Origin of the sequence: Arthrobacter cryoconiti (genome assembly GCF_020905375.1) — a bacterium.
In the GTDB taxonomy this organism is placed as follows: domain Bacteria; phylum Actinomycetota; class Actinomycetes; order Actinomycetales; family Micrococcaceae; genus Specibacter; species Specibacter cryoconiti.
The window spans coordinates 91,628-114,467 of the sequence record NZ_JAJJBU010000022.1 but is presented as its reverse complement, the minus strand read 5'-3'; the positions used below and the strand labels follow the sequence as shown (position 1 = coordinate 114,467).

The 22,840-nt window shown below is 57.4% G+C and carries 25 protein-coding genes and 1 other RNA gene; 20 read left to right on the top strand and 6 right to left on the bottom strand.

Features of this window, described 5'->3' with window-relative positions; translation table 11 throughout:
* Positions 1–34: 34 nt before the first annotated feature.
* Both wecB and LOH53_RS11730 read right to left on the bottom strand, forming a co-directional pair.
* Positions 35–1,099, bottom strand: coding sequence for a non-hydrolyzing UDP-N-acetylglucosamine 2-epimerase (gene wecB / locus LOH53_RS11735; RefSeq protein WP_230067930.1), 1,065 nt, complete (start codon positions 1,097–1,099; stop codon positions 35–37).
* Between the two features lie 9 nt (positions 1,100–1,108).
* Positions 1,109–2,728: a hypothetical protein gene (locus LOH53_RS11730; RefSeq protein WP_230067929.1), complete on the bottom strand. Its 1,620-nt coding sequence runs from the start codon at positions 2,726–2,728 to the stop codon at positions 1,109–1,111.
* Positions 2,729–2,826: 98 nt separating this feature from the next.
* On the opposite strand from LOH53_RS11730, the gene LOH53_RS11725 reads away from it, so the two are divergent.
* From LOH53_RS11725 to ssrA, 17 genes are all read left to right on the top strand, one after another.
* Positions 2,827–3,987, top strand: a complete 1,161-nt coding sequence (locus LOH53_RS11725; RefSeq protein WP_230067928.1) for a glycosyltransferase — start codon at positions 2,827–2,829, stop codon at positions 3,985–3,987.
* Between the two features lie 131 nt (positions 3,988–4,118).
* Positions 4,119–5,342 (top strand): CpaF family protein, encoded by a 1,224-nt coding sequence (locus tag LOH53_RS11720; RefSeq protein ID WP_230067927.1) that lies wholly within the window; start codon positions 4,119–4,121, stop codon positions 5,340–5,342.
* The gene (locus LOH53_RS11715; RefSeq protein WP_230067926.1) at positions 5,342–6,199 is read left to right on the top strand and encodes a type II secretion system F family protein; all 858 of its coding nucleotides are present in this window, start codon (positions 5,342–5,344) and stop codon (positions 6,197–6,199) included. Before LOH53_RS11720 ends, LOH53_RS11715 begins: the two co-directional genes overlap by 1 nt.
* Positions 6,196–7,134, top strand: coding sequence for a type II secretion system F family protein (locus LOH53_RS11710; RefSeq protein ID WP_230067925.1), 939 nt, complete (start codon positions 6,196–6,198; stop codon positions 7,132–7,134). The genes LOH53_RS11715 and LOH53_RS11710 overlap by 4 nt, the downstream gene beginning before the upstream one ends.
* A 74-nt stretch (positions 7,135–7,208) precedes the next feature.
* A complete protein-coding gene (locus tag LOH53_RS11705; RefSeq protein ID WP_230067924.1) occupies positions 7,209–7,469 on the top strand; it encodes a hypothetical protein in 261 nt (86 codons plus the stop codon).
* Positions 7,466–7,843: a TadE/TadG family type IV pilus assembly protein gene (locus LOH53_RS11700; RefSeq protein ID WP_230067923.1), complete on the top strand. Its 378-nt coding sequence runs from the start codon at positions 7,466–7,468 to the stop codon at positions 7,841–7,843. Before LOH53_RS11705 ends, LOH53_RS11700 begins: the two co-directional genes overlap by 4 nt.
* A gap of 25 nt (positions 7,844–7,868) precedes the next feature.
* Entirely contained in the window at positions 7,869–8,291 is a 423-nt protein-coding gene (locus LOH53_RS11695; protein ID WP_230067922.1) for a hypothetical protein, read from the top strand.
* Complete coding sequence (locus LOH53_RS11690) at positions 8,288–8,773, top strand: pilus assembly protein TadG-related protein (RefSeq protein ID WP_230067921.1); 486 nt, start codon at positions 8,288–8,290, stop codon at positions 8,771–8,773. Before LOH53_RS11695 ends, LOH53_RS11690 begins: the two co-directional genes overlap by 4 nt.
* A gap of 53 nt (positions 8,774–8,826) precedes the next feature.
* Positions 8,827–9,945: a peptide chain release factor 2 gene (gene prfB, locus LOH53_RS11685; protein WP_230067920.1), complete on the top strand. Its 1,119-nt coding sequence runs from the start codon at positions 8,827–8,829 to the stop codon at positions 9,943–9,945.
* A 132-nt stretch (positions 9,946–10,077) separates the two neighbouring features.
* On the top strand, positions 10,078–10,923 hold the full coding sequence (locus tag LOH53_RS11680) for a VanW family protein (RefSeq protein WP_230067919.1): 846 nt from the start codon (positions 10,078–10,080) through the stop codon (positions 10,921–10,923).
* A 210-nt stretch (positions 10,924–11,133) separates the two neighbouring features.
* A complete protein-coding gene (gene ftsE, locus LOH53_RS11675; protein ID WP_230067965.1) occupies positions 11,134–12,054 on the top strand; it encodes a cell division ATP-binding protein FtsE in 921 nt (306 codons plus the stop codon).
* Positions 12,051–12,965 (top strand): permease-like cell division protein FtsX, encoded by a 915-nt coding sequence (gene ftsX, locus LOH53_RS11670; protein WP_230067918.1) that lies wholly within the window; start codon positions 12,051–12,053, stop codon positions 12,963–12,965. The genes ftsE and ftsX overlap by 4 nt, the downstream gene beginning before the upstream one ends.
* Positions 12,966–13,041: 76 nt before the next feature.
* Positions 13,042–14,457, top strand: a complete 1,416-nt coding sequence (locus LOH53_RS11665; RefSeq protein WP_230067917.1) for a peptidoglycan DD-metalloendopeptidase family protein — start codon at positions 13,042–13,044, stop codon at positions 14,455–14,457.
* 77 nt (positions 14,458–14,534) lie between these two features.
* Positions 14,535–15,005, top strand: coding sequence for an SsrA-binding protein SmpB (gene smpB, locus LOH53_RS11660; protein WP_230067916.1), 471 nt, complete (start codon positions 14,535–14,537; stop codon positions 15,003–15,005).
* A 3-nt stretch (positions 15,006–15,008) separates the two neighbouring features.
* Positions 15,009–15,890: a cytochrome c oxidase assembly protein gene (locus LOH53_RS11655; protein WP_230067915.1), complete on the top strand. Its 882-nt coding sequence runs from the start codon at positions 15,009–15,011 to the stop codon at positions 15,888–15,890.
* A gap of 5 nt (positions 15,891–15,895) precedes the next feature.
* Entirely contained in the window at positions 15,896–17,215 is a 1,320-nt protein-coding gene (locus LOH53_RS11650; RefSeq protein WP_230067914.1) for a glycoside hydrolase family 3 N-terminal domain-containing protein, read from the top strand.
* 130 nt (positions 17,216–17,345) lie between these two features.
* Positions 17,346–17,712: a transfer-messenger RNA gene (gene ssrA, locus LOH53_RS11645) on the top strand.
* Positions 17,713–17,984: 272 nt separating this feature from the next.
* Here the strand turns inward: ssrA and LOH53_RS11640 are convergent.
* The 3 genes from LOH53_RS11640 to LOH53_RS11630 all read right to left on the bottom strand — a co-directional run bounded on the left by LOH53_RS11640 (position 17,985) and on the right by LOH53_RS11630 (position 19,861).
* A complete protein-coding gene (locus LOH53_RS11640) occupies positions 17,985–18,611 on the bottom strand; it encodes a hypothetical protein (protein WP_230067913.1) in 627 nt (208 codons plus the stop codon).
* A 65-nt stretch (positions 18,612–18,676) separates the two neighbouring features.
* Positions 18,677–19,411, bottom strand: coding sequence for a hypothetical protein (locus tag LOH53_RS11635; protein WP_230067912.1), 735 nt, complete (start codon positions 19,409–19,411; stop codon positions 18,677–18,679).
* 54 nt (positions 19,412–19,465) lie between these two features.
* A complete protein-coding gene (locus LOH53_RS11630; protein WP_230067911.1) occupies positions 19,466–19,861 on the bottom strand; it encodes a hypothetical protein in 396 nt (131 codons plus the stop codon).
* A gap of 323 nt (positions 19,862–20,184) precedes the next feature.
* Between LOH53_RS11630 and LOH53_RS11625 the strand changes: the two genes are divergently transcribed.
* From LOH53_RS11625 to LOH53_RS11615, 3 genes are all read left to right on the top strand, one after another.
* Positions 20,185–20,484 (top strand): DUF4193 domain-containing protein, encoded by a 300-nt coding sequence (locus LOH53_RS11625; protein WP_230067910.1) that lies wholly within the window; start codon positions 20,185–20,187, stop codon positions 20,482–20,484.
* A 66-nt stretch (positions 20,485–20,550) separates the two neighbouring features.
* Positions 20,551–21,606, top strand: a complete 1,056-nt coding sequence (locus tag LOH53_RS11620; protein WP_230067909.1) for an AMP-binding protein — start codon at positions 20,551–20,553, stop codon at positions 21,604–21,606.
* A 26-nt stretch (positions 21,607–21,632) separates the two neighbouring features.
* Positions 21,633–22,004, top strand: coding sequence for a YrdB family protein (locus LOH53_RS11615; protein ID WP_230067908.1), 372 nt, complete (start codon positions 21,633–21,635; stop codon positions 22,002–22,004).
* A gap of 27 nt (positions 22,005–22,031) precedes the next feature.
* Here LOH53_RS11615 and LOH53_RS11610 read toward each other — a convergent pair whose 3' ends face one another.
* Positions 22,032–22,820, bottom strand: a complete 789-nt coding sequence (locus LOH53_RS11610) for a metal-dependent transcriptional regulator (protein ID WP_230067907.1) — start codon at positions 22,818–22,820, stop codon at positions 22,032–22,034.
* Positions 22,821–22,840: the final 20 nt, after the last annotated feature.

Here is a 22,840-nt window from a genome sequence, read left to right as displayed (position 1 = left end):
GGGCAGTGCACGCGGACGGCGGAGCCTGAATTGGTCAGGGAGCAAAGTGTTCCAACAATGTAGTGACCGTCCGTTCGGCAGCGTGGCCGTCACCATAAGGAGTGGCCGCAGTAGGTTCTGGCGTAGGTCGGCGGACTGTTGCAGCCAAGCGGCTGAGGTCTTCGCTCACCAGCACGTTCCAACCCAAATTTACCGTCTCGACCCACTCCGTTTCTGGCCGTACGGTGGTGCAAGGGACGCGGAGCAAGAAGGCTTCCTTTTGCAAACCCCCGGAGTCGGTAATAATGCCGGCACTGTGGCGTGCAAGATTGATCAGCTGCAGGTAGGCAAGAGGAGCGCTGGGCCTGATATTTCCCTTGTGCAAATCAATGCCATGCTGTTGAGCCATGCTGAGTAGGCGGGGATGGGCCAGTAACAGGACGGGCTTATCCAAGCTTGCTAGTTCCGCGACAAGCGCCGTGAGTCTGTCAGCGGAATCGGTGTTATCCGGACGGTGGATGGTGCTGACATAGTAGTCTCCTGCGTTCAGGCCGTCAGGCGGTATTGCGGCCGCACCCACCAGGGAATCACGCACCTTGAAGAGGACATCCGTCATTACGTCCCCCACCAGAACAGAGCGTTTGGCCAATCCCTCATGGGCCAGGTGACTCATCGCTTCGGCGGTAGGAGCCAGCAGCAAGTCAGCGCTGTGGTCCGTGAGGACCCGATTGTGTTCTTCGGGCATGCGCCGGTTGAAAGACCGCAAACCCGCTTCCAGGTGTGCCACGGGAACGTGCAACTTGACGGCGGCGAGCGCTGCCGCCAGCGTCGAGTTGGTATCACCGTAGACCAGCACGCAATCGGGTGCGGATTTTTCGATGATCTCCTCCAGTCCCGTCAGCATGGCCGCGGTTTGCGCGCCGTGTTTGCCCGAGCCCACACCGAGGTTGAAATCAGGGGCAGGGATCCCGAGGTCGCGAAAAAAGACATCACTCATGAGTTCGTCGTAATGCTGCCCCGTATGAGCGATCACGTGTTCCGCACGGCCTGCAATGGCTGTCGCGATCGGGGCTAGTTTCACAAACTGGGGACGGGCGCCAACTACGCTGAGAATTCGCATTGTTCTAGCTTATTGAACAATGGAGTCTTCGGTAAAAAGCTTGCAGTGGCTATTCCACGTATCCGTGAGGAATTCATCGGCGTAAGCACCCAGAAGGTTCCCACCGCTTCGCGTGAACCTGTACAACTCCTTGGGATTCTTGGCCGTGGTAAACCAGTGGAAGCCCATGGGATGGTTCTGAACTGCCCGGGCGGCCAGCGTGCGCTCGGCAAGACGGAGCAGTCCGGTTCGGCGGAGGACGGACTTAACCGCATTGCGTTTCCCTGCGGAGATGTCTGTGGGGGCAAAGATGCGCAGATCCGTGCCCGTTGCGTTGGCGTATCGTCGGTTGACGTAGCCCTCATACCAGTTCCGGTTTCGGGTGACGTCGGGATGGAAGTCACCCCATGCCAGATAAACCTCTCGATCAAGCATGGGCAATGCCCAGTCAAAACCGAAGTGCTCATAATTACGGATCGAGTTGTTAATGTATTTGGTTTGGCGTTCGCGGAAGTTCCAGGATTCAAGTGCTGTCAATCTGGACTCCACCGACCCGTCGTAGCTGATGCCATCGAGGAAAGCGTCCAGGGCAGTGTTGAGACGCTTGTTGACCCTGATGGGGACATTGTCTGGTTGCAATGAGTAGTGGTGGTCCAGCAGTAATTTCTTAATGTTTTGGCGAGGAACGTTCGGGTCGTTCAAGACGTGTTCATCGTGCATGTTGCCGACGATGGTGTGGCCGGGTAGAAATATTGCATCCTGGTCCACCAGCCGGTTTCTCTTCAGCCAGCGGACAGCGTACCAATCCTGGATGTGGGGCAGGGAAGCGCCGGCGTGGGCAAACTTGATGAACTCCGCGGTTTCCGGGGCGTCCCAAGCCGAGCGGATATCCTCTTCGCCGTACTGGCAAAAGAGCCACGGTTGGTCCAAAGCCGCGGCGACTTCCTCGCTGATGAGTACTTCACGCGTTCGCGCGCTCCCATAGGTGTAGTTCACCATATTGGTGTACCCGGCCTCTTTGAGGTGAACGCTTAAGAGGCGGGAATCCAAGCCACCACTGAGAGGGACCACCACTTGGCGGCCATCGGCTTTCTCGAGGAATCGCTGCATGGAAACATCCAATGCGTGGCTGAAATGCTTGTCCAGTGCCGTGTTTTCTTCGATGTTGCGTCCTGAGTACTGGATTGAGCGGAAGAACTGACGGGATATTTCGCCCCCTGCCTTGATGGTGAGGGTTTCACCGGCCTGAACCTGTTTGAGTCCGGCATACAAAGTATTCTCTCCAGAGACATATCCGCTGTGGCGAAATTCCAGACGTGAATCGTAGTCTGCTTCATAGTTTCTAGCCGCGCCGACGATGGACAGCGCGTCATCGGAAACACTAGTGCTGGAGCCTCCGACTGTATAAAAGAGCGGAAAGCTGCGGATGGCGTCAGCGATGAGAGCAACGGTGCCTGACGTCTGGAGAATGGCCGCGAAGTGACCTGTGACTTGCTGTAGAGCGTATGGAGTGAGAACGCCTTGGTCTAGTGAACCGAGCAATTGTTCGTCACAGTGTTTGTCGCCTAACACCCACAGAGTCTCCCCTTGGAGGCCGACGGCGTGTGAGCGCCATTGGGGGCGCGTCAAAACTAGTGCGGGGACATCCATGACTCCATTCTCTCATTGCTTGTGCATGGTATCTTCGGGCAACGTTCAGCTGGCACTGCGTAGAATATCTGACATTGGTGCTCATAACTAGGGGGTTCGTGAACTTGCATGTTCTTTTTGTACCGGCTTGGTACCCGGGCGACGCGAACGATTTCTCCGGTAGTTTCTTTATTGAACAGGCAGCCGCGTTGGTCCAAACAGGGCATCAAGTTGGCGTCGTCAGCGTCAAGGGCATTCCTGTTTATGCGAGAGACCAGCTGCGCGGACGGATTAGTGGAATCCGCTACAGCATCGAAGCGGGTATCGCTACCTACCGTTTGGATCGGGTCTTGCCCTTCCCGAAGGTGCCTGGAGCCAATCAGCGGATTCTTTTGCGCGCGTGGCGTACTCTGCTCACCCGTTATATCCAGGAGCATGGCCGCCCTGATGTGCTTCATGCGCACGCTATGTTTCCCGCTGGAATCGTTGGCCATGTTCTCTCGAGTGAGTTTAGGATCCCTTTCATTGTCACCGAGCACCGGCCTTCATCGATGCAGCGCCTGGCTGAGAGCTGGAACGGACGCCACGCCCGCAGCGCGGCGTTGGCTGCGTCGTCGCTGGTGGCAGTGGCTCGAGACTTCGCCACGGAGCTCAATGATGCTTACGGCATAGAGAAATGGCAGTACGTTCCAGGCCTGCTGAGTCCACAGTTTCAAGAAATTCCTACCCGGGTGACTCCAGCAGGCCCGTTTACCTTTGGACATGTTTCCCATCTGGATCCTGGAAAACGGGTCGACATGCTTATTCAGGCCTTCGCCGACCGTTTTGCAGATGATCCCGGGGTGAGGTTGCGTATTGCCGGAGGCGGCCCGCATAAGGCGGAACTCATGGAGTTGGCGGTTCAGCGGGGTATTGCCAGCCAAGTGGATTTTGTAGGAGCAGTCCCGCGTGCGGAAATTGTTGACGAGTTCAGTGAATCGCATGTCTTTGTGCTGCCCAGCGTGGCTGAAGCTTTTGGCACAGTTTTATGGGAGGCCATGGCGTGTGGGTTGCCGCTGGTGTCCACTAAGACTTGGGCTGGCAGGAATGCCGTGAGTGCACAGACCGGTTTGTTGACTGACATCGATAGCCGCGTAGATCTGGGCGCGGCAATGGCACGCATCCGTGAGTCGTTCGAACGCTACGATCCGCAGGCCATTCGAGCCCACTGCGTCGAGCATTGTGGCAGGGATGCCTTTGTTGGCCTGTATGAAGGCTTGTATAGGAATGCGATGACCTGAAGACTGGACTTATAGCACTAAGTTCTCCACAGAGTTCACATTGACACTGGCGTGTCTTCCTGTACCGGTTTATGCTCCGAGGACACATACAGGGACGGACGCGGCCGCAATGACGCGGGTGGGGGAGCACAGTGGATGCACTGGCATTAGTTGAGGATGAGGTTCGTGAACTCATCCGTCGCAGGGGACTTGACCCCTCGCAACAAGGCTCTGAAGTACGGCATTTGGTGGATGCTGCTGTCAATGAGTACGGCGAACGGGCTCTGGTGGGGGCAGTTCCGCCTCTGGCCCACGCTGTTGAGGCAAAGCAGTACGTGTTTGATGCCGTGGCAGGTTTTGGTGCTCTGCAACCGTTCTTGGACGATCCCAGCGTTGAAGAAATTTGGCTCAACTCCCCGAGCAAAATTTATGTGGCCCGCAACGGCGAATCCGAGTTGACGCCCCTGGTATTGAGCCAACAACAGGTTCAAGATTTAGTGGAGCGGATGCTGAAAAGTTCCGGGCGTCGTCTGGATTTGAGTAGTCCTTTTGTGGATGCGGCACTACCGGACGGGTCCCGTCTACACGTAGTCATCCCGGACATTACACGATCTCATTGGGCAATCAATATCCGGAAATTTACTGCACGCGCTAGTCGCCTGGATCACTTGGTGGAACTGGGCTCGTTGACGCCACAGGCGGCCCGATTTCTCGGAGCAGCAGTGAGCAGCGGGCTGAATATCCTCGTCTCCGGAGCTACCCAGGCGGGCAAAACCACCATGCTCAACTGCCTGGCCGCCGGAATCGGTTCCCGGGAACGTGTTGTGACGGTTGAGGAGATTTTTGAACTTGCATTGCCTCTGCGTGACGTGGTGGGGCTGCAATGCCGCCAGCCCAACCTGGAAGGTGCCGGGGAGATCCCATTGCGGCGTCTTGTCAAGGAGGCCCTGCGGATGCGCCCTGACCGGCTCATCGTCGGTGAGGTCCGCGAGGCCGAAAGCCTCGACATGCTCATTGCCCTAAACAGTGGTCTTCCCGGGATGGCGAGTGTGCACGCAAACTCCGCTCACGACGCCGTCGTCAAGATCTGCACGTTGCCACTACTGGCCGGCGAAAATATCACCGCAGCGTTTGTCGTGCCTACAGTTGCAGCGTGCATTGATTTAGTTGTCCACTGCGTCCGGCATCCCAACGGGCGGCGTTCTGTCAGCCAGATCCTGTCCTTGGGGCGCAGAGTGGAAAACGGCGTCATTGAATCGGGTCTAGTTTTCGACACCGTTGATGGCAGGCTCACGGCGCAACCTTCATCCATGCCCTCGCCGGAGAGATTTGCGGCCGCGGGCTACAACGTCGCGGCCCTGCTCGGAGAATCCTGATGTCGGCGCTCGTGGGGCTATTGGGAGGATTGGGATTGTTCCTGATCTGGAATGCGTGCTGGAGCCCAACGGGTCCTGTCCTGTGGCGCTCAGATCGACCGGGCAAGATCGCTGTGCTGCTCCAACAGGCTGGCGTATCTGCAGTGACACCAATCTCTCTGGTGGCCAGCACTGCCGGTCTGGCACTGTTGGCGGCACTGCTCGTCTTCGCCCTGACAGGTGCTGCGCCCATCGCCGTGTGTTTTGGGCTGTTCAGTGGCTATGTACCGTTCGCCTTGTTAACGTGGCGTGCCCGACGCCGATCAGAGGTTTTGCGCGAACTCTGGCCTGACGTTGTGGACCATTTGCGCTCAGCCATTCGTGCAGGCCTTTCTTTACCAGAAGCGCTCATCCAGCTCGGCGTGAAAGGACCGGCTGAACTGCGCGAAGAATTCTCGGATTTTGGCGCGGACTACCGGGCCAGCGGGTACTTCGATGGGGCGCTGCAACGGCTCAAAGAGAAGCTGGCCGACCCGGTGGCCGACCGCATCGTTGAGGCCCTGCGCTTAACCCGCGACGTCGGGGGCAGCGACCTTGGGCGGCTTCTGGGAACGTTATCGGAATTTTTGCGTGACAACGCACGCACACGCAGTGAACTCCAAGCACGGCAATCCTGGACAGTCAATGCCGCACGGCTGGCCGTCGCGGCACCCTGGATCGTCTTGATGCTCATGGCAACTCGACCCGAAGCGATCGCCGCTTATAGTTCTCCGATGGGATGGGCTGTCCTCGGTGGTGGGTTGTTGGTCTCCTTGGTGTGCTACCGCTTGATGCTGCGTATTGGGGCTTTACCGCAGGAAGCAAGGGTATTGCGGTGAATGGACACCTAGCAGCAGTAGTTGTCACCGGATTCGGCCTAGGCATCGGCTTGTGGCTAATACTGGTCAGGGTTCCCCTCATGCGCCGGACAACCCTCACCCAACGGGTGGAACCGCAGTTGCGCGGGGTGGATAATCGTTCCAAACTGCTCAAGGAGTCAGAGGATTCGGTTCTGTTTGGCCCGTTGGAACGCCTGTTTCGGCTTTTTCTCTCCGACGCGGTCGGCCGCTTAGGTCGTTTCAACATCAGCGTCAACGGCATAGAAGTCCGGTTGCAACAAGCCGGACGCCGGGAATCGGCCCTGGAATTTAGGGCTATCCAGCTCTTGTGGTCAGGAATCGGGATGCTGGCGGGGCTGGTGCTCTCGCTGGGGCTCATCTGGTCTGGACGGGCCAACGCAATGGGCGGATTCACCCTCACACTTGCCATGGCATTGGGCGGCTACCTAGCGTTTGATCATCTGCTGGGAGTGGCGATCAAACGCCGCCGTGACAGGGTCCTTTCCGAGTTTCCCGCCATCGCCGAGCTGCTGGCACTGGCCGTGGGGGCAGGCGAAAGTGCGGCAAGTGCTCTCGCTAGAGTGGCCCGTCAGTCCCGGGGTGAACTGGCTAATGAGTTCGGTGAAGTTCTTGCTCAGACTCGCGCAGGTGTTCCCTTGATCGAAGCGTTGGAGGAATTCTCCACACGCCTGAACATCTCAGCGGTGACGCGGTTTGTTGACGGGATCAGTGTCGCGGTCAATAGGGGAACACCATTGGCAGATGTTTTGAGGGCTCAAGCTCAGGATGTGCGCGACGTCGCCAAACGGGAATTGATGGAGTCCGCGGGGCGCAAAGAGATTGCCATGATGGTGCCGTTGGTGTTTGGCGTATTGCCCCTGACAGTTATTTTTGCCGTCTTCCCGGGTCTGGCACTTCTGCAGATCGGCCTTTGATGAATCGGGACCCGTACACCTGATCTAAGAATCCATTTAACAACAAAGCATGTCACAACAAAGAAGGGCTCGCCATGGGACATACCAGCAAAGCGGCGCGGACGGCACTGCTAATATTTATCGCCACACAACACATCCTGGCCCTCTGGCTGGCAGCTGCAGGGAAGCGGTTACCCGCTGGCCTACGTGCTGGCGCAGAAAATGATCGAGGCGATGTTCCCGGCTGGGTGCTGATCACACTGATGAGTGCAGTGCTGGTAGCCGGACTGCTGGCCATCGCCGGGCCAGCCTTAGAGAAGATGTTCAACGAAGCCATGGCCCAAGTTCAGCCATGACCAAGGGCGATGAGTCTGGAGCAGCCGTGGTCGATTTCGTACTGGTTGCTGCGCTGGTCAGCGTCATGTTCCTGGCCTTGATACAGCTGGCAGTGGTCTTGCACGTGCGCAACACGGTCGCTGACGCGGCGTCATCGGCCGCCCGCTATGGGGCTCTAGCGGACCGGAGCACTCAGGATGCACAAGACCGTGCCGAGCTTCTGCTTAAAACTGCCTTGGGTGACGGCTACGCTCAAGCGGTAAGCGCGGAAGTCACCAGTTCCCAGGGCGTTTCCATCATGAGCGTCTCCATCCTCGCCCCGCTGCCATTGATCGGGTTGTTCGGACCGGGAAAGTCTCTGGAAATGAGTGGACATGCGCTCATTCCGAAATAGCCAGAGCCAGCACAGCGGCGAACCCATGTCTGCCGTCACGGACCAGGAAGGAAGTGCGATCGTGGAATTTGTCTTCCTCGGGGTGCTGCTCATGGTCCCGGTGGCGTATCTGATTCTCACCGTTGGTCAGTTGCAGGGTGGAGCCTACGCCGTGGTGGGTGCCTCCGATCAGGCTGCCAAGGTGTACGTAACGCAATCGGAAGAAGTGGGTGCCCGGGACGTCGCAGAGAAGGCCGTGGCCCAAGCCGTTAGCGACATGGGCTTTGACCCGGCCCAGGCCACCCTGTCCATTACGTGCGACGCCGGATGTCTCACTCCCGGCACGACCGTCACCGCCCATGTGGGCCTGAGAATTGAGCTGCCGTTCGTGGGAGCAATCCCGGGAGTCAACCTCACTGCGGCGACCGTGGAATCCGGTGCCACACAAAAGGTCGGCAGGTTCAAATGAGAGCAAAGCACCGCCCAATAGAAGCGCAAAAAGCGAATATAGTCTCCGAAGTCCAAGGACCTGACGGCCAGATCATGGTGCTGCTGGTTGGTTATGTACTCTTGGCCTTGCTGCTAATGACGGTGGTTGCGGCCAGCTCAAGCCTCTATCTGGCACAGAAGAAACTACTTTCCGTCGCCGACGGGGCAGCGCTCGCCGCCGCGGACACGTTCACTTTGCAGGGCGGCACGGCAGCGGAGGGCCCCGGCACTTTGTTGACCGTTTCGGGCGTTGGCGCCGCTGCGCAGGCCTACCTGGACCATGAGCCACCTACGCAGTCTGTGACAGGTATGCAATTGGCGGGCGGAACGGGGACCACGGATGGGAGAAGCGCGCAGGTGACCCTGACCGGCGTCGTGCATCCGCTGTTTATCAACCTTTTCATCCCGGACGGGATCGTCCTGACCGTGACCGGGACCGCCCGGGCACACCTGGTCTTTTAGAAGCTAAGGAGTGCGCGGCGGAGCACCTCTGACATGCCGTAGGCTTGAATATCATGGCAGAGATCGACTTTCCCGCAGAGATCCGGGCGCTACGCGCCACCTACAAGTCGATTGAGCAAGTCTCTGAGGTGGACAAGCTCATCGAAGACATTGAAGATCTGTCCGATCAAGCTGGTGCCCCCAACTTGTGGGACGACCCTGCGGCTGCCCAAAAGGTGACGTCGCGGCTTAGTCACGCCCAATCTAAACTGGAAAAATTGCGGGGTCTCGAAGCCCGGATCGACGATCTTGAAGTCTTGGTGGAGTTGGCCCAAGATGAGAATGACGCTGATACTTTGGCGGAAGCGGCAAAAGAACTACCACGCCTGCAAAAGTCGTTGAAGGACCTGGAAATTGTCACTCTGCTCGCCGGCGAATACGACGAACGCGAAGCAGTAGTCACCATTCGTTCCGGTGCAGGCGGCGTTGACGCGGCAGATTTTGCTGAAATGTTGCTGCGCATGTATTTGCGCTGGGCCGAACGCCACGGCTACTCAACAGCGGTGCTGGACACTTCATATGCTGAAGAAGCTGGACTGAAATCCGCCACTTTCGAAGTGAAAGCACCGTATGCCTTTGGTACGTTGAGCGTGGAGGCTGGCACCCACAGGCTGGTACGTATTAGCCCCTTCGATAACCAGGGACGTCGCCAAACCTCGTTCGCCGCCGTCGAAGTCATTCCGCTGATTGAACAGACCGATTCAATCGAGGTTCCGGATAATGAGATCCGCGTCGATGTCTTTCGCTCCTCAGGCCCTGGTGGTCAGTCCGTGAACACCACCGACTCCGCTGTCCGGCTGACACACCTTCCCACCGGGACTGTAGTCTCGATGCAGAACGAAAAATCACAGATCCAAAACAGGGCCGCTGCAATGCGCGTGCTCCAATCACGGCTCCTGCTGCTCAAAAAGGCTGAGGAAGATGCCACGAAGAAGGCAATGGCAGGGGACGTCAAGGCATCGTGGGGCGACCAGATGCGCTCCTACGTCCTGAACCCCTACCAAATGGTCAAGGACTTGCGCACTGAGTATGAGGTCGGAAATACGGCGGCCGTGCTCGACGGTGAAATCGACGACTTCATTGATGCCGGTATCCGCTGGCGTGCAGAGAATCGCAACGCCGAAAAGCAGTAGCTTCCGCACCTGTACAGGAGTGCGATTGTACTCTGTGTCGCTTCAGAAATACGTTCCGTAGTGGCCTCGGTCTGCGTTATCCTGTAAGCGCGAGTGATCCTCGCAACTGAGCCTACAAGGGGGACTAAAAGAATGTTGCGCCGTAAACTTTTTGGGGAGATCTCGCCATTCACCTATTCCATTGCTGTACAGCGCCAGATTTGGCTTCGTAAGATTGTGGATCTTGGTAAGAGGAAAAAACTCTCCAAGACGTACCAAAAGGACGATCTACCGATCAGTATTTACCGTCATAATTCACTGATTAGACGGAAGCTGGGAAACGTAGAGCTGGAGTTACAAGAAAATAAAGCTGTAAGCCTCGGGCTCGCTGCGCCGCATATAGACGGAATTCTGATTCGTCCCGGAGAGACATTTTCGTTCTGGAACCTAGTCGGGCGCTGTTCCGCCAGACGAGGCTACCGTGTTGGGCTGACGATCAACGGCAATGGTCCTGCACAGGGAATCGGGGGAGGCTTGTGTCAATTTACCAACCTCCTACATTGGATGGTTTTGCATAGTCCCCTGGAGATAGTAGAACATCATCATCATGGTGAGATTGATCTGTTCCCAGATTTCAATCGTCAGATACCTTTTGGAACCGGAACATCCATTGTGTACAACTACCTTGACTATCGCGTCCACAACCCCACGCAAAATACGTTTCAATTTCGAATCAGTTTGACTGAGGAATATCTACGCGGTGAACTGCGTGCGGAACGGGGTCTTGAAACGAAATATCATATCAAGGAAAGCGATGCCTATTTTCAAGAAATTGGATCCAGTGTGTATAGACATAACAAGGTTTTTCGCAGTATTCGTGACAAACGAACAGGCAACGAGGTCGGCCGCGAGCTCATCGTGGAAAATAACGCCAAGGTCCTCTACGCGCGGGAGTTGATCACATCGACGATAAGAAGTGAGGAGGTTGCCTCGCTTTAGCACCGTGGTTCTGGTCAGAAAGCGTGAATTACCTTGTGCTTTCTGGCTTCCCGGCAAACTCACAGCCTAAAAGGAAACCGACACACCGGCGAGGAACCCGGAATGCGCGTCAACGGTGCCTATAGTCGTAACGCTGGTGGTTTCTTCCCCCAAACCAACGCCCTGGCATCGGCATGCCAGCACCGTTCGCTGGAAGGGCAACGAAAAGTCATGATTCGCTTTGAAAATGTAAGCATTTCCCACGACCCTAAAAGTCCGCCGGCACTCGACGACGTCTCCGTGGAGGTTGACCGCGGGGAGTTCGTCTTCCTCGTCGGCGCGTCGGGCTCGGGCAAGTCGACGTTCCTGAGCTTGGTCTTGCGCGAGGCGAAGACCAAGCACGGCCGGATCTACGTGGCAGGTCAGAACGTGGCCAACGTGCCCAGTTGGCGTGTGCCCAAATTTCGACGCGGCATTGGTGTGGTTTTTCAAGACTTCCGCCTCATCACCTCCAAGACCGCATTCGCGAACGTGGCCTACGCCATGGCGGTCATTGGCAAAAGCCGTGCCGCTATCCGCACGGAGGTTCCTCGCGTACTGGAACTCGTCGGCCTTGAAGGCAAAGAACGTCGCCTGCCCAGCGAACTCTCCGGCGGTGAGCAGCAACGTGTGGCAATCGCGCGCGCCATTGTGAACCAGCCGGACATCTTGTTGGCGGATGAGCCCACAGGAAACCTTGACCCTGTCACGAGCGCAGGCATCATGGACATTCTGGACAAAATTAATCAAAACGGCACCACAGTGGTCATGGCTACCCACGACGACGACATCGTCGATTCAATGCGCAAACGTGTCATCGAACTCCGTAAGGGCAAGGTGGTCCGTGATGAGGCCCGTGCTCAGTACACCTCTGCCATCCCGATCGTTCAGGCAGCGGCGATCCTTGCCAACTCCGCGAACGCACCAGCGGTGACCGAAAACTCTGTAGAGGAGGGCGCGCCTCAAACGCGTCGCCAGCGCGCAGAAAGTTCCGGTGCCTTCGGCCAGGATGAGGCTGAAAAGGACTCCATGCCACCGCGTCTTGAGCGTAACCGCGACCGGCTCCAGCATCGATCCAACGGACTCTACGGGACGCAGGAGGAACACTCATGAGACTTGCCTTCATTCTCGGCGAGCTAGGCAGTGGCCTGCGCCGCAACATGACCATGGTCATCTCAGTTATCCTGGTCACTTTCGTCTCCCTGACCTTCGTGGGTGCGGCCGGATTGTTGCAATTACAAGTTGGCCAGTTAAAGGGCTTTTGGTATGACAAAGTTCAGGTCACCGTTTATCTCTGTAACGACGTGCCCACCAACACCAACTGCGTCGCCGGTGCTGTTACCCCAGACCAAAAGCAAAACATTCAAGGGATGCTCGATTCCCCGGCGGTGAAGCCCTACGTTGAGAAATGGACCTTTGAGTCCCAAGACGAGGCCCTGGCGCACTTCAAGGAACAGTTCGCCAACTCGCCCATGGCGGATTCCGTAGAAGCCGGTAACCTTCCATCATCCTTCCGGATCAAACTGACTGATCCGGAAAAGTACCAGATCATCAACGAGTCCTTCTCGGCTACACCAGGGGTGGATTCTGTGGTGGATCAGCGTAAAGTCCTTGAACCACTCTTCGTTGTCATGAACGGTGCGACGATCGTCGCGGTGGGACTTGCCGCACTCATGATCATCTGCGCGGCGCTGCTGATCTCGACCACCATCAAGCTCTCCGCGCAGTCGCGGGCCAAAGAGATTGACATTATGCGTCTGGTGGGAGCATCCAAAACCGTGATTCAACTGCCCTTTGTTCTGGAGGGAGTCATTGCCGCCACCATCGGCGCCTTATTGGCCTCTGGTGCCGTCTGGGCGATCGTCAAGTTCTTCATGGGCGGTTTTCTCGCTAAGGGCAACACCGGGATGCCGATCATTTCTACCGGACAAATGTTTGCCATTTATCCGGTTCTTATTCTGTTAGGCATTGTCCTTGCCGGGGTGGCATCAGTTGTGTCACTCCGCAAGAACCTGAAAGTATAGGCGTTGGCGTGTTGGGGAAACGCGCCACGCCTGCAGGCACCTGCGACCAGGCACACTACGAGGAGCATGTTCAGACATGAAATCAACATCGACCGGCTCAGCGGGCACGATGAACCCCCTGCGCCAAAAACCACGGTGGCAGGCCCGAGTGGGAACAGCCACGACGGCGTTGCTCATGGTGGGCCTGCTGGGTTTGGTCCCGGCGGCTCATGCTGACCAGCTAGATGATCAGGCGGCGGCTCTTCAACAGCAGGCCGACAACGCGTCCTCAGCCCTCGAGTTTGTCGACTCGGGCATCGCGAAGTCAGCCTCAGATCTGGTGCTCTACCAAGGCCAGCTGCCCGGTGCCCAGGCAGCCCTTGCCGACGCACAGACCCGTGTAGGTGCAGCCACCGAACAAGTCAACAAGCTCTCGGCGCGCATAGATTTAGCGCAGCAAAACAAAGATAAAATTACGGCCCAGATTGAAATGGATGCCAAAAAGTCCCTTGAAACGAAGAGTCTAATAGGGCAAATTGCTGCCCAGTCTTACAAGGCAGGCGGGCTTCCCGCGAACCTGACGCTGCTCCTAGGTGTTGGCTCCACGGGAGATTTGGCGAACTCAATCGACTTGGCTGAACAAGCGACGCGGAGCCAGACCGCCGTCCTGGAGAAGTTGAGTACCCAAAAAGCCACTAATCAAAACGCTGCGGCTCGCCTAACAGCCGTGGAAGCGGAGATTAAAGACCTCAAATCTCAGGCCGACGCCGCTTTGGTCGCTGAGCAGACCGCACGCGATTCGGCGGCAGCCAAAAAAGTTACGGTAGATAAGCTGATCAGCGACTCTGCCGCTATCAACGCTGACCTGGAAGCTAAAAAACCGCAGATTCAAGCCAAAATGGCTGTCGTACAGCAACAGCAAAACGACGTAGCCGCTCAGATTGCCGAACGCCAGCGTCAGGAAATTGAAGCTGCTCGTAAGGCAGCGCAGGCAGAGGCTGAACGGATCGCCCGTGAGCAAGCTGCCAATCAGGGTAATGCGGGCTACGTACCACCGCCCTACGTGCAACCAGCTCCGGGAAACCCATCCGCCTTTGGTCTGCAACACCCCTTCTCCGGTAACATCCCGATCACTTCCGGCTTCGGCTGGCGGGCCACTCCGGCCGGAACCATCGACTTCAATGGCACCGGCGGCTACATGCACACGGGCGTCGACTTTGGTGCCACCTGCGGAACACCGGTCTACGCGGCTGCGGCAGGCACAGTAGTGATCGGTGGCTGGACCGTCTACGGTGGCGGAAATACAGTTCAAATAACGCACGGTGTTATTGCGGGCAATGCCCTTACCACCATCTACTACCACAACAGTTCGGTGGTGGTATCACCGGGGCAGAGAGTCTCACAAGGCCAGCTGATCGCCTACTCCGGGAGTACCGGTAACTCCACAGGTTGCCACGCACACTTCGAGACTTGGCTCAATGGCGTTCCAGTAGATCCCATGGGGCTGCTGTAACACCCCGGTCTGCTGTCGTTGCTAGACTGGACTCTGCGCCAGTTGGGCGCGGCCATACCATCATGAAGGAGTCCGCAGTGCCTAAGGAAAGTGGCCGAAAGGTTGTGGCCACCAATCGTAAGGCCCAGCACGACTACCACATCATGGACACGTACGAGGCCGGACTGGTCTTAATGGGGACTGAAGTTAAGTCGCTGCGTGAGGGGCGTGCTTCGTTGGTTGACGGCTTCGCCACGTTCTATAACGACGAACTGTGGCTCGAAGCCGTCTACATCCCGGAATACCTTAACGGGAGCTGGACCAATCACACAGCTCGCCGGCGTCGGAAGTTATTGCTTCACCGGGACGAACTAGAGAAAATATCGCACAAAACCCGTGAATCAGGCTTCACCATTGTGCCCTTGCAACTGTACTTTTTGGACAGTCGTGCCAAGGTTGAAATAGCAATCGCTCGGGGTAAGAAAGACTATGACAAGCGTCAGTCATTGCGGGAAAAGCAAGATAACCGAGAGGCTCTGAGAGCCATGCGGGAAAAGAACCGGGGCTAGGCTATGCCTCCCATTGGCGTTTTCTTAAGCACCTGGACCTTGGACCCATGGGCCCTGGCCTTCGTGCTTGGCGCAAGTGGTCTCTATATTTTGGGGTTGATCCGGGCAGCTAGAGCGGGAAACCGGTGGCCGGTGTGGCGTGCCGCAGCCTTCTTGATTCTGGGCTTGGGGACTTACTCCGTGGTCAGCTTTGGCTTCTTAGGTAGCTACTCACAAGAACTTCGTTGGGCGTTCTCCGTCCGCATCGCCATGCTCCTGTTTGTGGTGCCCGCTGGCTTGGCCATGGGATTACCCGTAGCCCTTGCCCGAGCGACGATGCGCCAAAGTCGGGCGCGCACAGCCCTAGCGGCGCTATCCCGCCGCCCCATGAAACTCTTCTCTAACAGTGCTGTGGCACCTTTGGTGGGCATCGTCGCACTCTCAATGATGCTCACGCCATTGGCTGGTATTTCCCGAGTAGATCCCACCCTGTCTGGTCTATTGGGGATAGCCGTGCCACTACTGGGCTCCCTTATGCTGCTTCCACTTGTGGAGGAGCAAACAAGTGTGGGCACCGCCATGATCATGTTGCAGTTCGTTTTTGCGTTTATTGAGCTTTTAGCGGACGCTGTCCCCGGGCTGATTATGCGGCTCAGTCCTAGTGTCTTGGACGGGGCTGGCGCGCTGAGCGGGTTCACTCCATCGTGGTTCCCAAGCGCAATAGGCGACCAGCAACTAGGTGGCGACTTCTTGTGGTTCATTGCCGAGATGATGGACCTTCCGGTGCTCATCTTGCTCTTCATCCGATTCTCGAAGTCCGACAAAGGCGAGCGAAAGGTTCTGGATGAACTCTCAGATGAACAGATGGATGAACTCAACGCAGCCCATCTTCATTTAGGAAGGTAAGTTCCATGGCCAGATCCGTACGTCGCCGCGTTGCGATAGCGGTGGGTGCCGTGGCGATTGCTTGCGTAGTGGCCCTTGTCGTGCTCTACCTGACCATCCTTCGACCAACGTCGGGCTCTAACGCCGCCTCGTCCTCTGGCAGCCCGTCGCCCTCTGCCAGCCCTTCAGTCACTGCGGGCGCTTCGGCCCCTGCCAGCCCGGCAGCGCCTACGACGGCGGCTCCTGCGCCCAGCAACGAGGCTCCTGTACCGGCGTCGTCCGCACCAGCAACGGCCGCACCCAGTCTGGCTGCGCAAAAACTGGCCAGCATGACCTTGGAACAAAAAGTTGGTCAGGTGCTGATGGTTTCTTCCCCCGTCACCGGTGCGGATGCGAATTCCGTGTACGCCGTGAACACTTTGCCCGTAGGTAACGTCTTTATGAAAGGGCGCACCACTGCCGGAGTGCAAGGTGCCGCTGCTGTGGTCGCGGCTCTGACGGCGCAGGTTTCTGGCGCGGCGGGAGTCGGTGCGTTCGTGGCGACGGATCAGGAAGGGGGGTTTGTGCAAATCATGCAAGGACCCGGCTTTGATAGGATCCCGCAGGCTATTGAACAGGGTCAACTTGATCCGAAGGTACTCCGCTCCGAGGCTACGCAATGGGGGCAGCAGCTGGCTGCCGCCGGGGTGAACGTCAATCTGGCTCCCGTGTTGGATACGGTGCCTGGCGCCGGCTTCGCTGCGCAGAACGCCCCGATTGGGGTGTTTGGCCGCGAGTACGGCTTTACCCCAGAAGATGTCTCTAGCCATGGTCTGGCGTTTGCTCAGGGCATGGCGGCTGCCGGTGTTGATACGACGGTCAAGCACTTCCCCGGGCTTGGGCGGGTTCTGGGCAATACGGACGTCTCCGCTGGCGTCACGGATTCCACGACAGTTCGCAATGATCCCTACCTTGGCCCGTTTCGTGACGCCGTTGCGTCAGGGGTGCCATGGCTGATGATTTCCAACGCGTTCTACCCCAACTTGGATCCCGCGAATCTGGCCCCGTTTTCACCTGTGATCGTGACGGACATGGTGCGCGGTGACCTAGGCTTCACCGGGATAGTCGTCAGCGATGACTTGTGCGACGCCGTCCAGGTCGCGGCTGTGCCGGTGGCCGCGCGAGGTGCCAACTTCATAGCGGCCGGTGGCACCATGGCGCTGTGTACCAATCAGGCGCTGCTCCCGCAGATGTATCAGGGCATGGTGGCCGCGGCACAGGGCAGCGCGGATTTTGCTGCCAAGATCGACGCCGCAGCACTGCTCGTCCTGCAATCCAAGGCGGCGGCTGGGCTGCTGAGCCCTTAGCCGAACCCCTAGCTGTGACCTTAGCTGAACCCTTAGCTGAATCTGATGGAATATATTTGCGGGCAGATGCGCTAGGATAGATAGTCCACGGTCAGTCCTTGTGTTCGGGCCGTGGTTTGGTAACAAAATAGGGGATGATCGGTTTCGACGGTGTTTGTCGAGACAGGTGAAGCGGGTCGAGGATACAGGGTTATCTCGTAAACGATCTCTGTAAAACAATAAGTGCTGACTCAAATCGCACTGACTTCGCTCTTGCTGCCTAAGCAGTAAGACAGTCCGTTAGCCCGGGAATGCTCTCGTCCCGGATACTGACGTCATTTAGAGGGCCACTGCTCTAAGCGCTTGTTGTAGGCGCTTGGGGGACTCTTATACAACTGGGCCCGGCAGCTGCTCGTTTGCAAGACAGCTGGGGCCGAGAAAAACCGCCGCAAACTGCACCCGGAGAAGCCCTGACAAAGCAACATCGGACGGGAGTTCAATTCTCCCCATCTCCACATCCCTAGTGGGACCCGGTTCTCGCCATTACGGCGGGGACCGGGTCTTTTTTGTGTGCTGAAACTTCAGGGCACAGACCTCAAAACACGTCTGAAAAACACGTCTGAAGATTGGGTTTTCTGGACTCTCACACTAGGTGCTTAACGACTAAGTGGTGGTCCGGAACGATCCGGACCACCACTTACCCCCAAAGTGTGCGTGCAACAAACGCGGCACCGTTTGTTCACACAATCATTAGTATGTCAGAAACTAATGGAAATGTGAACACTTTTGCTTATTTCTCCACTGGATTGCGTAAAAAAGACCACCAGATCAGTGCCAAGCCTAGGGCGACGAACAAGATCGAGGAGTAGGAGAGCACCTCTACGAGCAGTCCCAGGCTGTCACTGAGCGTCTGCAGCACTGCTGTGCTGCAGACCAAGAGGAAGCCCAGGCACATGGAGAATGCCGCGCTCCGTTCCATGACCCGGCCCCGACAAAAGGCACCACGCCAGGTGGGAACCACCAACACTGCCGCCACATATACGAGGTAGAGCTTTCCAAACCAGCGGTACGCCTGCATGGGAGGCTGGGACATGAACTCGCTCATGCCCGTACTCGAACCGTTTGTATCCGAAAGAACATAAGTGAGCGCTAAACCGGCAATAGAAAGCATAAGCGCAGTCACGCCCACTGGTCCCCGGATCAGCGCCAGTGCGCTTGGCGAGTTGTAGGCTGCGGCCACCTTAGCGGCAAGGAGGAAAAACACGCCGAAAAAACATAATCGCAGAACTATATTGGCAAGGTTAATTCCCCCGAGGAAGCCGTCCACGGGAAGATAAATCGCCGGGATGCTCAAGGCAACTCCCAGAGCGGTCATTGCGAACGCCCAGAATAGGCTGCGGTTGCGTCCGCGCACCATGGTAGGAAGCCTCCATATGGCACATCCAGTGCAGACCACCAGAGCGGTCCATTGGAGCCAAAGCGTCATCCGAGGTTCTCCCATACTGCTTGCACGGCGGCGTCATCTTGCTCGGCCCGTTTCAGCGTTCTGCTCAAGTACTCCAATCGGGTGGACGCGAGTGAAGCGAGAGCGCTGGTGGGCGTCTGCCGTAACATTAGCGCCCGCTCGCCAGAGGGCCATCCGGCTTCGCTGGGAGACAAAACGCCAGTGACGACTAGGCCATTAGTGAGCCCGACGCCGGCAATCCTGGCGGAGGCGACTGCTAGTTCCGGGGTGAGCCTGTTGGCAGTGATTTGGGTGGAAAGGTTTTGAGGTGCAATCCCGGTGGTGCGGGCCAAGCGTTGGCGCAGATCTGTAGGACCGATCGCGTCCAACCATGTGCGCACGGAATCCCTGTGGGGAATGGGGGAGAGCTGGACCGCCAGAAGAGCGTCGGGAGGCTCTGCACGGGGACTTCTTTTAAGGATTTCGGCTAAAATATCCAGATCGGAAATTTGGCTCAGAAGTTCTGCGTTGGTAGGCCTGGCCACCCCGGCTGACAGGTCAGCGTATTCGGGGAACAAGGCCAGTGCGTCTACAACTGGAAGTTCAAGTGAACGACTTACAGCAACCACGGTGGCCACTGTGACACGCCCGCGCACCAGTTGCTGGGCCAGTGTTGAGCGTTTTATGCCCGCAGCGCGGCACACGGAGGCACTACTGCTTGAGCCCGCCACCGAGCTCAGCCATTGTTGAAAGGTTTTGGCTGCTACAGTCAACGGCTGACCTCCTTTAGTTTCGGAGCTTCACAAAGAGAGTTCATGAACTGCGGTTTAGCCGTCCAATGTATCAACAATGCCTCGAAAGCGGCTGCCGACGCCGTCGAACTCGCTGCGTCGCCACCCCCTTGGAGGCAACGGAAGTTCGTCGTTGCGGTGGAAGTCGCACAAGACGAAGCTGAACTCCGGCCACCACTTTTTGGGACGAGCCAATTCGTGGAAGTCACACACATAGCACCGCAGCTCAACCCACACGGGGCGCTTTCGGGTGGAATTAGCTCGCGACTGTGCAAGCCATGCCGGTGGATTTGCGTTCATCGCCGCAACATCGGCCGCTTTTAGCCGTGACGGAATCCCATTCCGTGCAGCCATTTCAGGAGGAATATCGAGTGCTTGCGCTACTTGCCGACGGTTGAGTGAAGGATTAGTCGAAGATTGATTGTTTGCCATGTCCTACCAAGGATAGATCGTATCCCCAGCTTGCGACGAGTCGGATATCTGACGGGTGTCCTAGAGATCTTCAGCGACGTTGGCACGGTGTGAGTTGGACAAAAATCCATACGAATTGTGACGTGATAAACGCCACATTGTGACCGCTGTAGCGGCGAATAAAAGCCCACTTTGGCGCGATTTACTGGGGAGTTGTAGGCGGGTACCCTATGCTGTGGGAAAACATTGGGAATTTATGAGTACAAATCCGACTTTCAAGGGCTATGATGGGGCGCTGAATTACCCCGCCGAAAATACGAGCACTTCAGGAGTTTGAAAACCGCATGGCAACGGATTACGACGCACCCCGCAACAAGGACGAAGACCACGAGACAGAGTCGCTTCAGGCGCTCCAGGTTCAGCGTGGCGGTGCACAAACGGCGCACATTGACGTCGAAGATTCAGACACGGCCGAAGGCATGGACTTACCTGGCGCCGACCTTTCCAACGAAGAACTCGTTGTGCAGGTGATTCCCGCCCAAGACGACGAATTCACGTGTGCTTCCTGTTTCTTGGTCCGTCATCGCAGCCAGGTGGCTCGCGAGAAGAAGGGGCTGCTGTACTGCACGGACTGTGAAGGCTAAGCACCGCGACGCCAATTAGGCAAGAGAACCCAGCAACAGGGCAAGGGATCGCAGGAGCTGATCAGGATGAATACACAGGAACGTGTCCAGGAACTGCGCCGCACCTTTGCTGCTCCTGGGGCTGACACGGTGCAGTTGCTGTGTGAGAGGCATCTTGAAAGCGACGTTGCGTTCACAGTGGTGGACGCCGACCTTGGCTTCAACGACGTCACGTACGGGGAGCTGAGCGTGAAGTCGCTGCAGTTTGCCGCAGCCCTGGCGTCTCTGGGCATCCAACGCGGTGATCGCGTGGCAACCCTCATGGGAACATCGGTTGAACTGGTAGTTGCCCTTTTGGGCATCTGGCGCCTTGGGGCTGTTGATGTGCCGTTGTTTACTGCATTTGCCCCGGATGCCATATCGTCTAGGCTGCGCGCCAGCACTGCAAAGTTGGTGATTTGCGACGCGGAACAGCGCAGCAAGCTTGTGCCGCCCGGTCATGTGCCCAATGACGCCTCAACCCCTGTGATAGTGGCTCATGGCGAGGCTTTTGGCTATGACTCCTCTTTCGCCGAGATGGTTCAGGGGCGGGGAGCTTTTTCTTTTCTGAACGCCGACGACGGTTCGCTCGCCGCGGGCGGTTCGGTAGCGATTGGTGGGGATGGTGTCTTGGTTGAGCGCTTTACGTCCGAGCCCACCAGCAGTACCCGGTCGGTTCCCCTTCTGCTGCAAAGCGTTGCTTCCTTCGCGAGTTACCAGGAGCTTGCCTTGGATGTCCGGGACGAAGACGTTTTTTTCAACGTTGCTGACCCCGACGACGCCTACGGATTGTATTTCGCGTTGCTGGGTCCAATGGCCTGCGGAACGCGCTCCATCATCGTCGCTGCAGAGCTTAGTCCGGCGATTCTCTGGTCAGTTCTGCACAAGTTCAAGGTCACAAATTTTGCTGCTGAATCCACCGTCTACCTTGCTTTGCGGGCCGCTTCGGAGCCTGGTTCCAGTGCGCGACTACGGCGGGCATCCAGTGTAGGAGTGCCGCTGACACCCGACGTCATGGAATGGGGCCAAGAGTCGTTTGGAGTGGAGATTAAGGAGCACTGCGGACACGCCGAACTCGGCATGAGTCTGGAAGGTCAGGAGTAACAGTGGGTCGGCGCAGTGTGAAAACGATGAAACACAATGAATTCGCTGGGAGCGCGGCCCTGTTGGCGCTCGTGGTGGCTGGAATTGGCTTTGTATTAGAAATCGCCATGTTGGCGGGACTGCTCTACTGGGGCTTTGGACAGCACTACCCCTGGAACCTGGTTTTCGGTATCGGTATTCCTGCCGTCGTCGTGGTGCTGTGGGGGATCTTCATGGCTCCACGCAGCGAGCGGCGACTGCCTGAGGCCGTGGTGAGTGTTCTCTCTCTCGGGATGTTCTTGCTGGCTGGCCTAGCGTTACTGGTTGCAGGAACAACTGTTTACGGGATCGTCATGCTCAGTGTCAGCGTGGCGTGGTACATCAGCGCTGAAGTGCTGCGCAGGCGCCTGCAGCGTTAGTCAGCGGATCTACATCAGTGGCCGTGACTAGCGGCCGTTACGGGGGCTCATCAGTGAGCCTGCCGTAGGCTCCTGGACCGTGCAGTCCAAGTGGGTGCCCTGCGTGACCAGCCACAGCGAAAGTACAGCCTCCTCGCCCAAATCCAAGCGGTCGGCGTCGTCCGGGGAAGAAGGGACAGCCGGGGAAGACGGGGAAAATGAGGAAGGGAGCTTGCGAACTTCCAACGTTCCGCCGAAGGGTCGCCGGCCAATCACCTCAAGCTTGGTGTCCAGCCCCAATCCATTCGCTTGAAGATGCCGCAAGAGCTCGGGATCGTGGTCGCTGATACGAGCTATTTGCCCGCGGTGGCCGGCATCAAGTTCGTCGAGGCGGTGGGATGGGGGCATTACAATGTGTCCCTGCGCATCCGGGATCGGGTCTCCGTGGGGGTCCCGGGTGGGGTGGCCCAACTTGGCTGACATCCGCTCGATGAAAGTTTCCGAGACCGCATGCTCAAGGTGCTCGGCCTCGTCATGGACCTCATCCCAGGAAAAGTCCAATTCACGCACCAGATACGTTTCCAACAACCGGTGACGACGGACCATCGCCAGCGCAAGCTTTAGCCCGTCAGCCGTGAGCCGGATGGGGCTGTACGGCTCATGGTCTACCAGGTCCTGGTCCTTGAGCTTGCGGACCATCTCTGACACTGAAGAATTCGCCACGCCCAAACGTGCCGCCAACTGGGTGGAAGTGATGGGCTTGTCCTGCCACTCCGTGAAGGAATAGATGACCTTGACGTAGTCTTCAATACTCGAAGACGTTGGGGTTGCTTTCACACTCTTAAGCCTACAGCTTG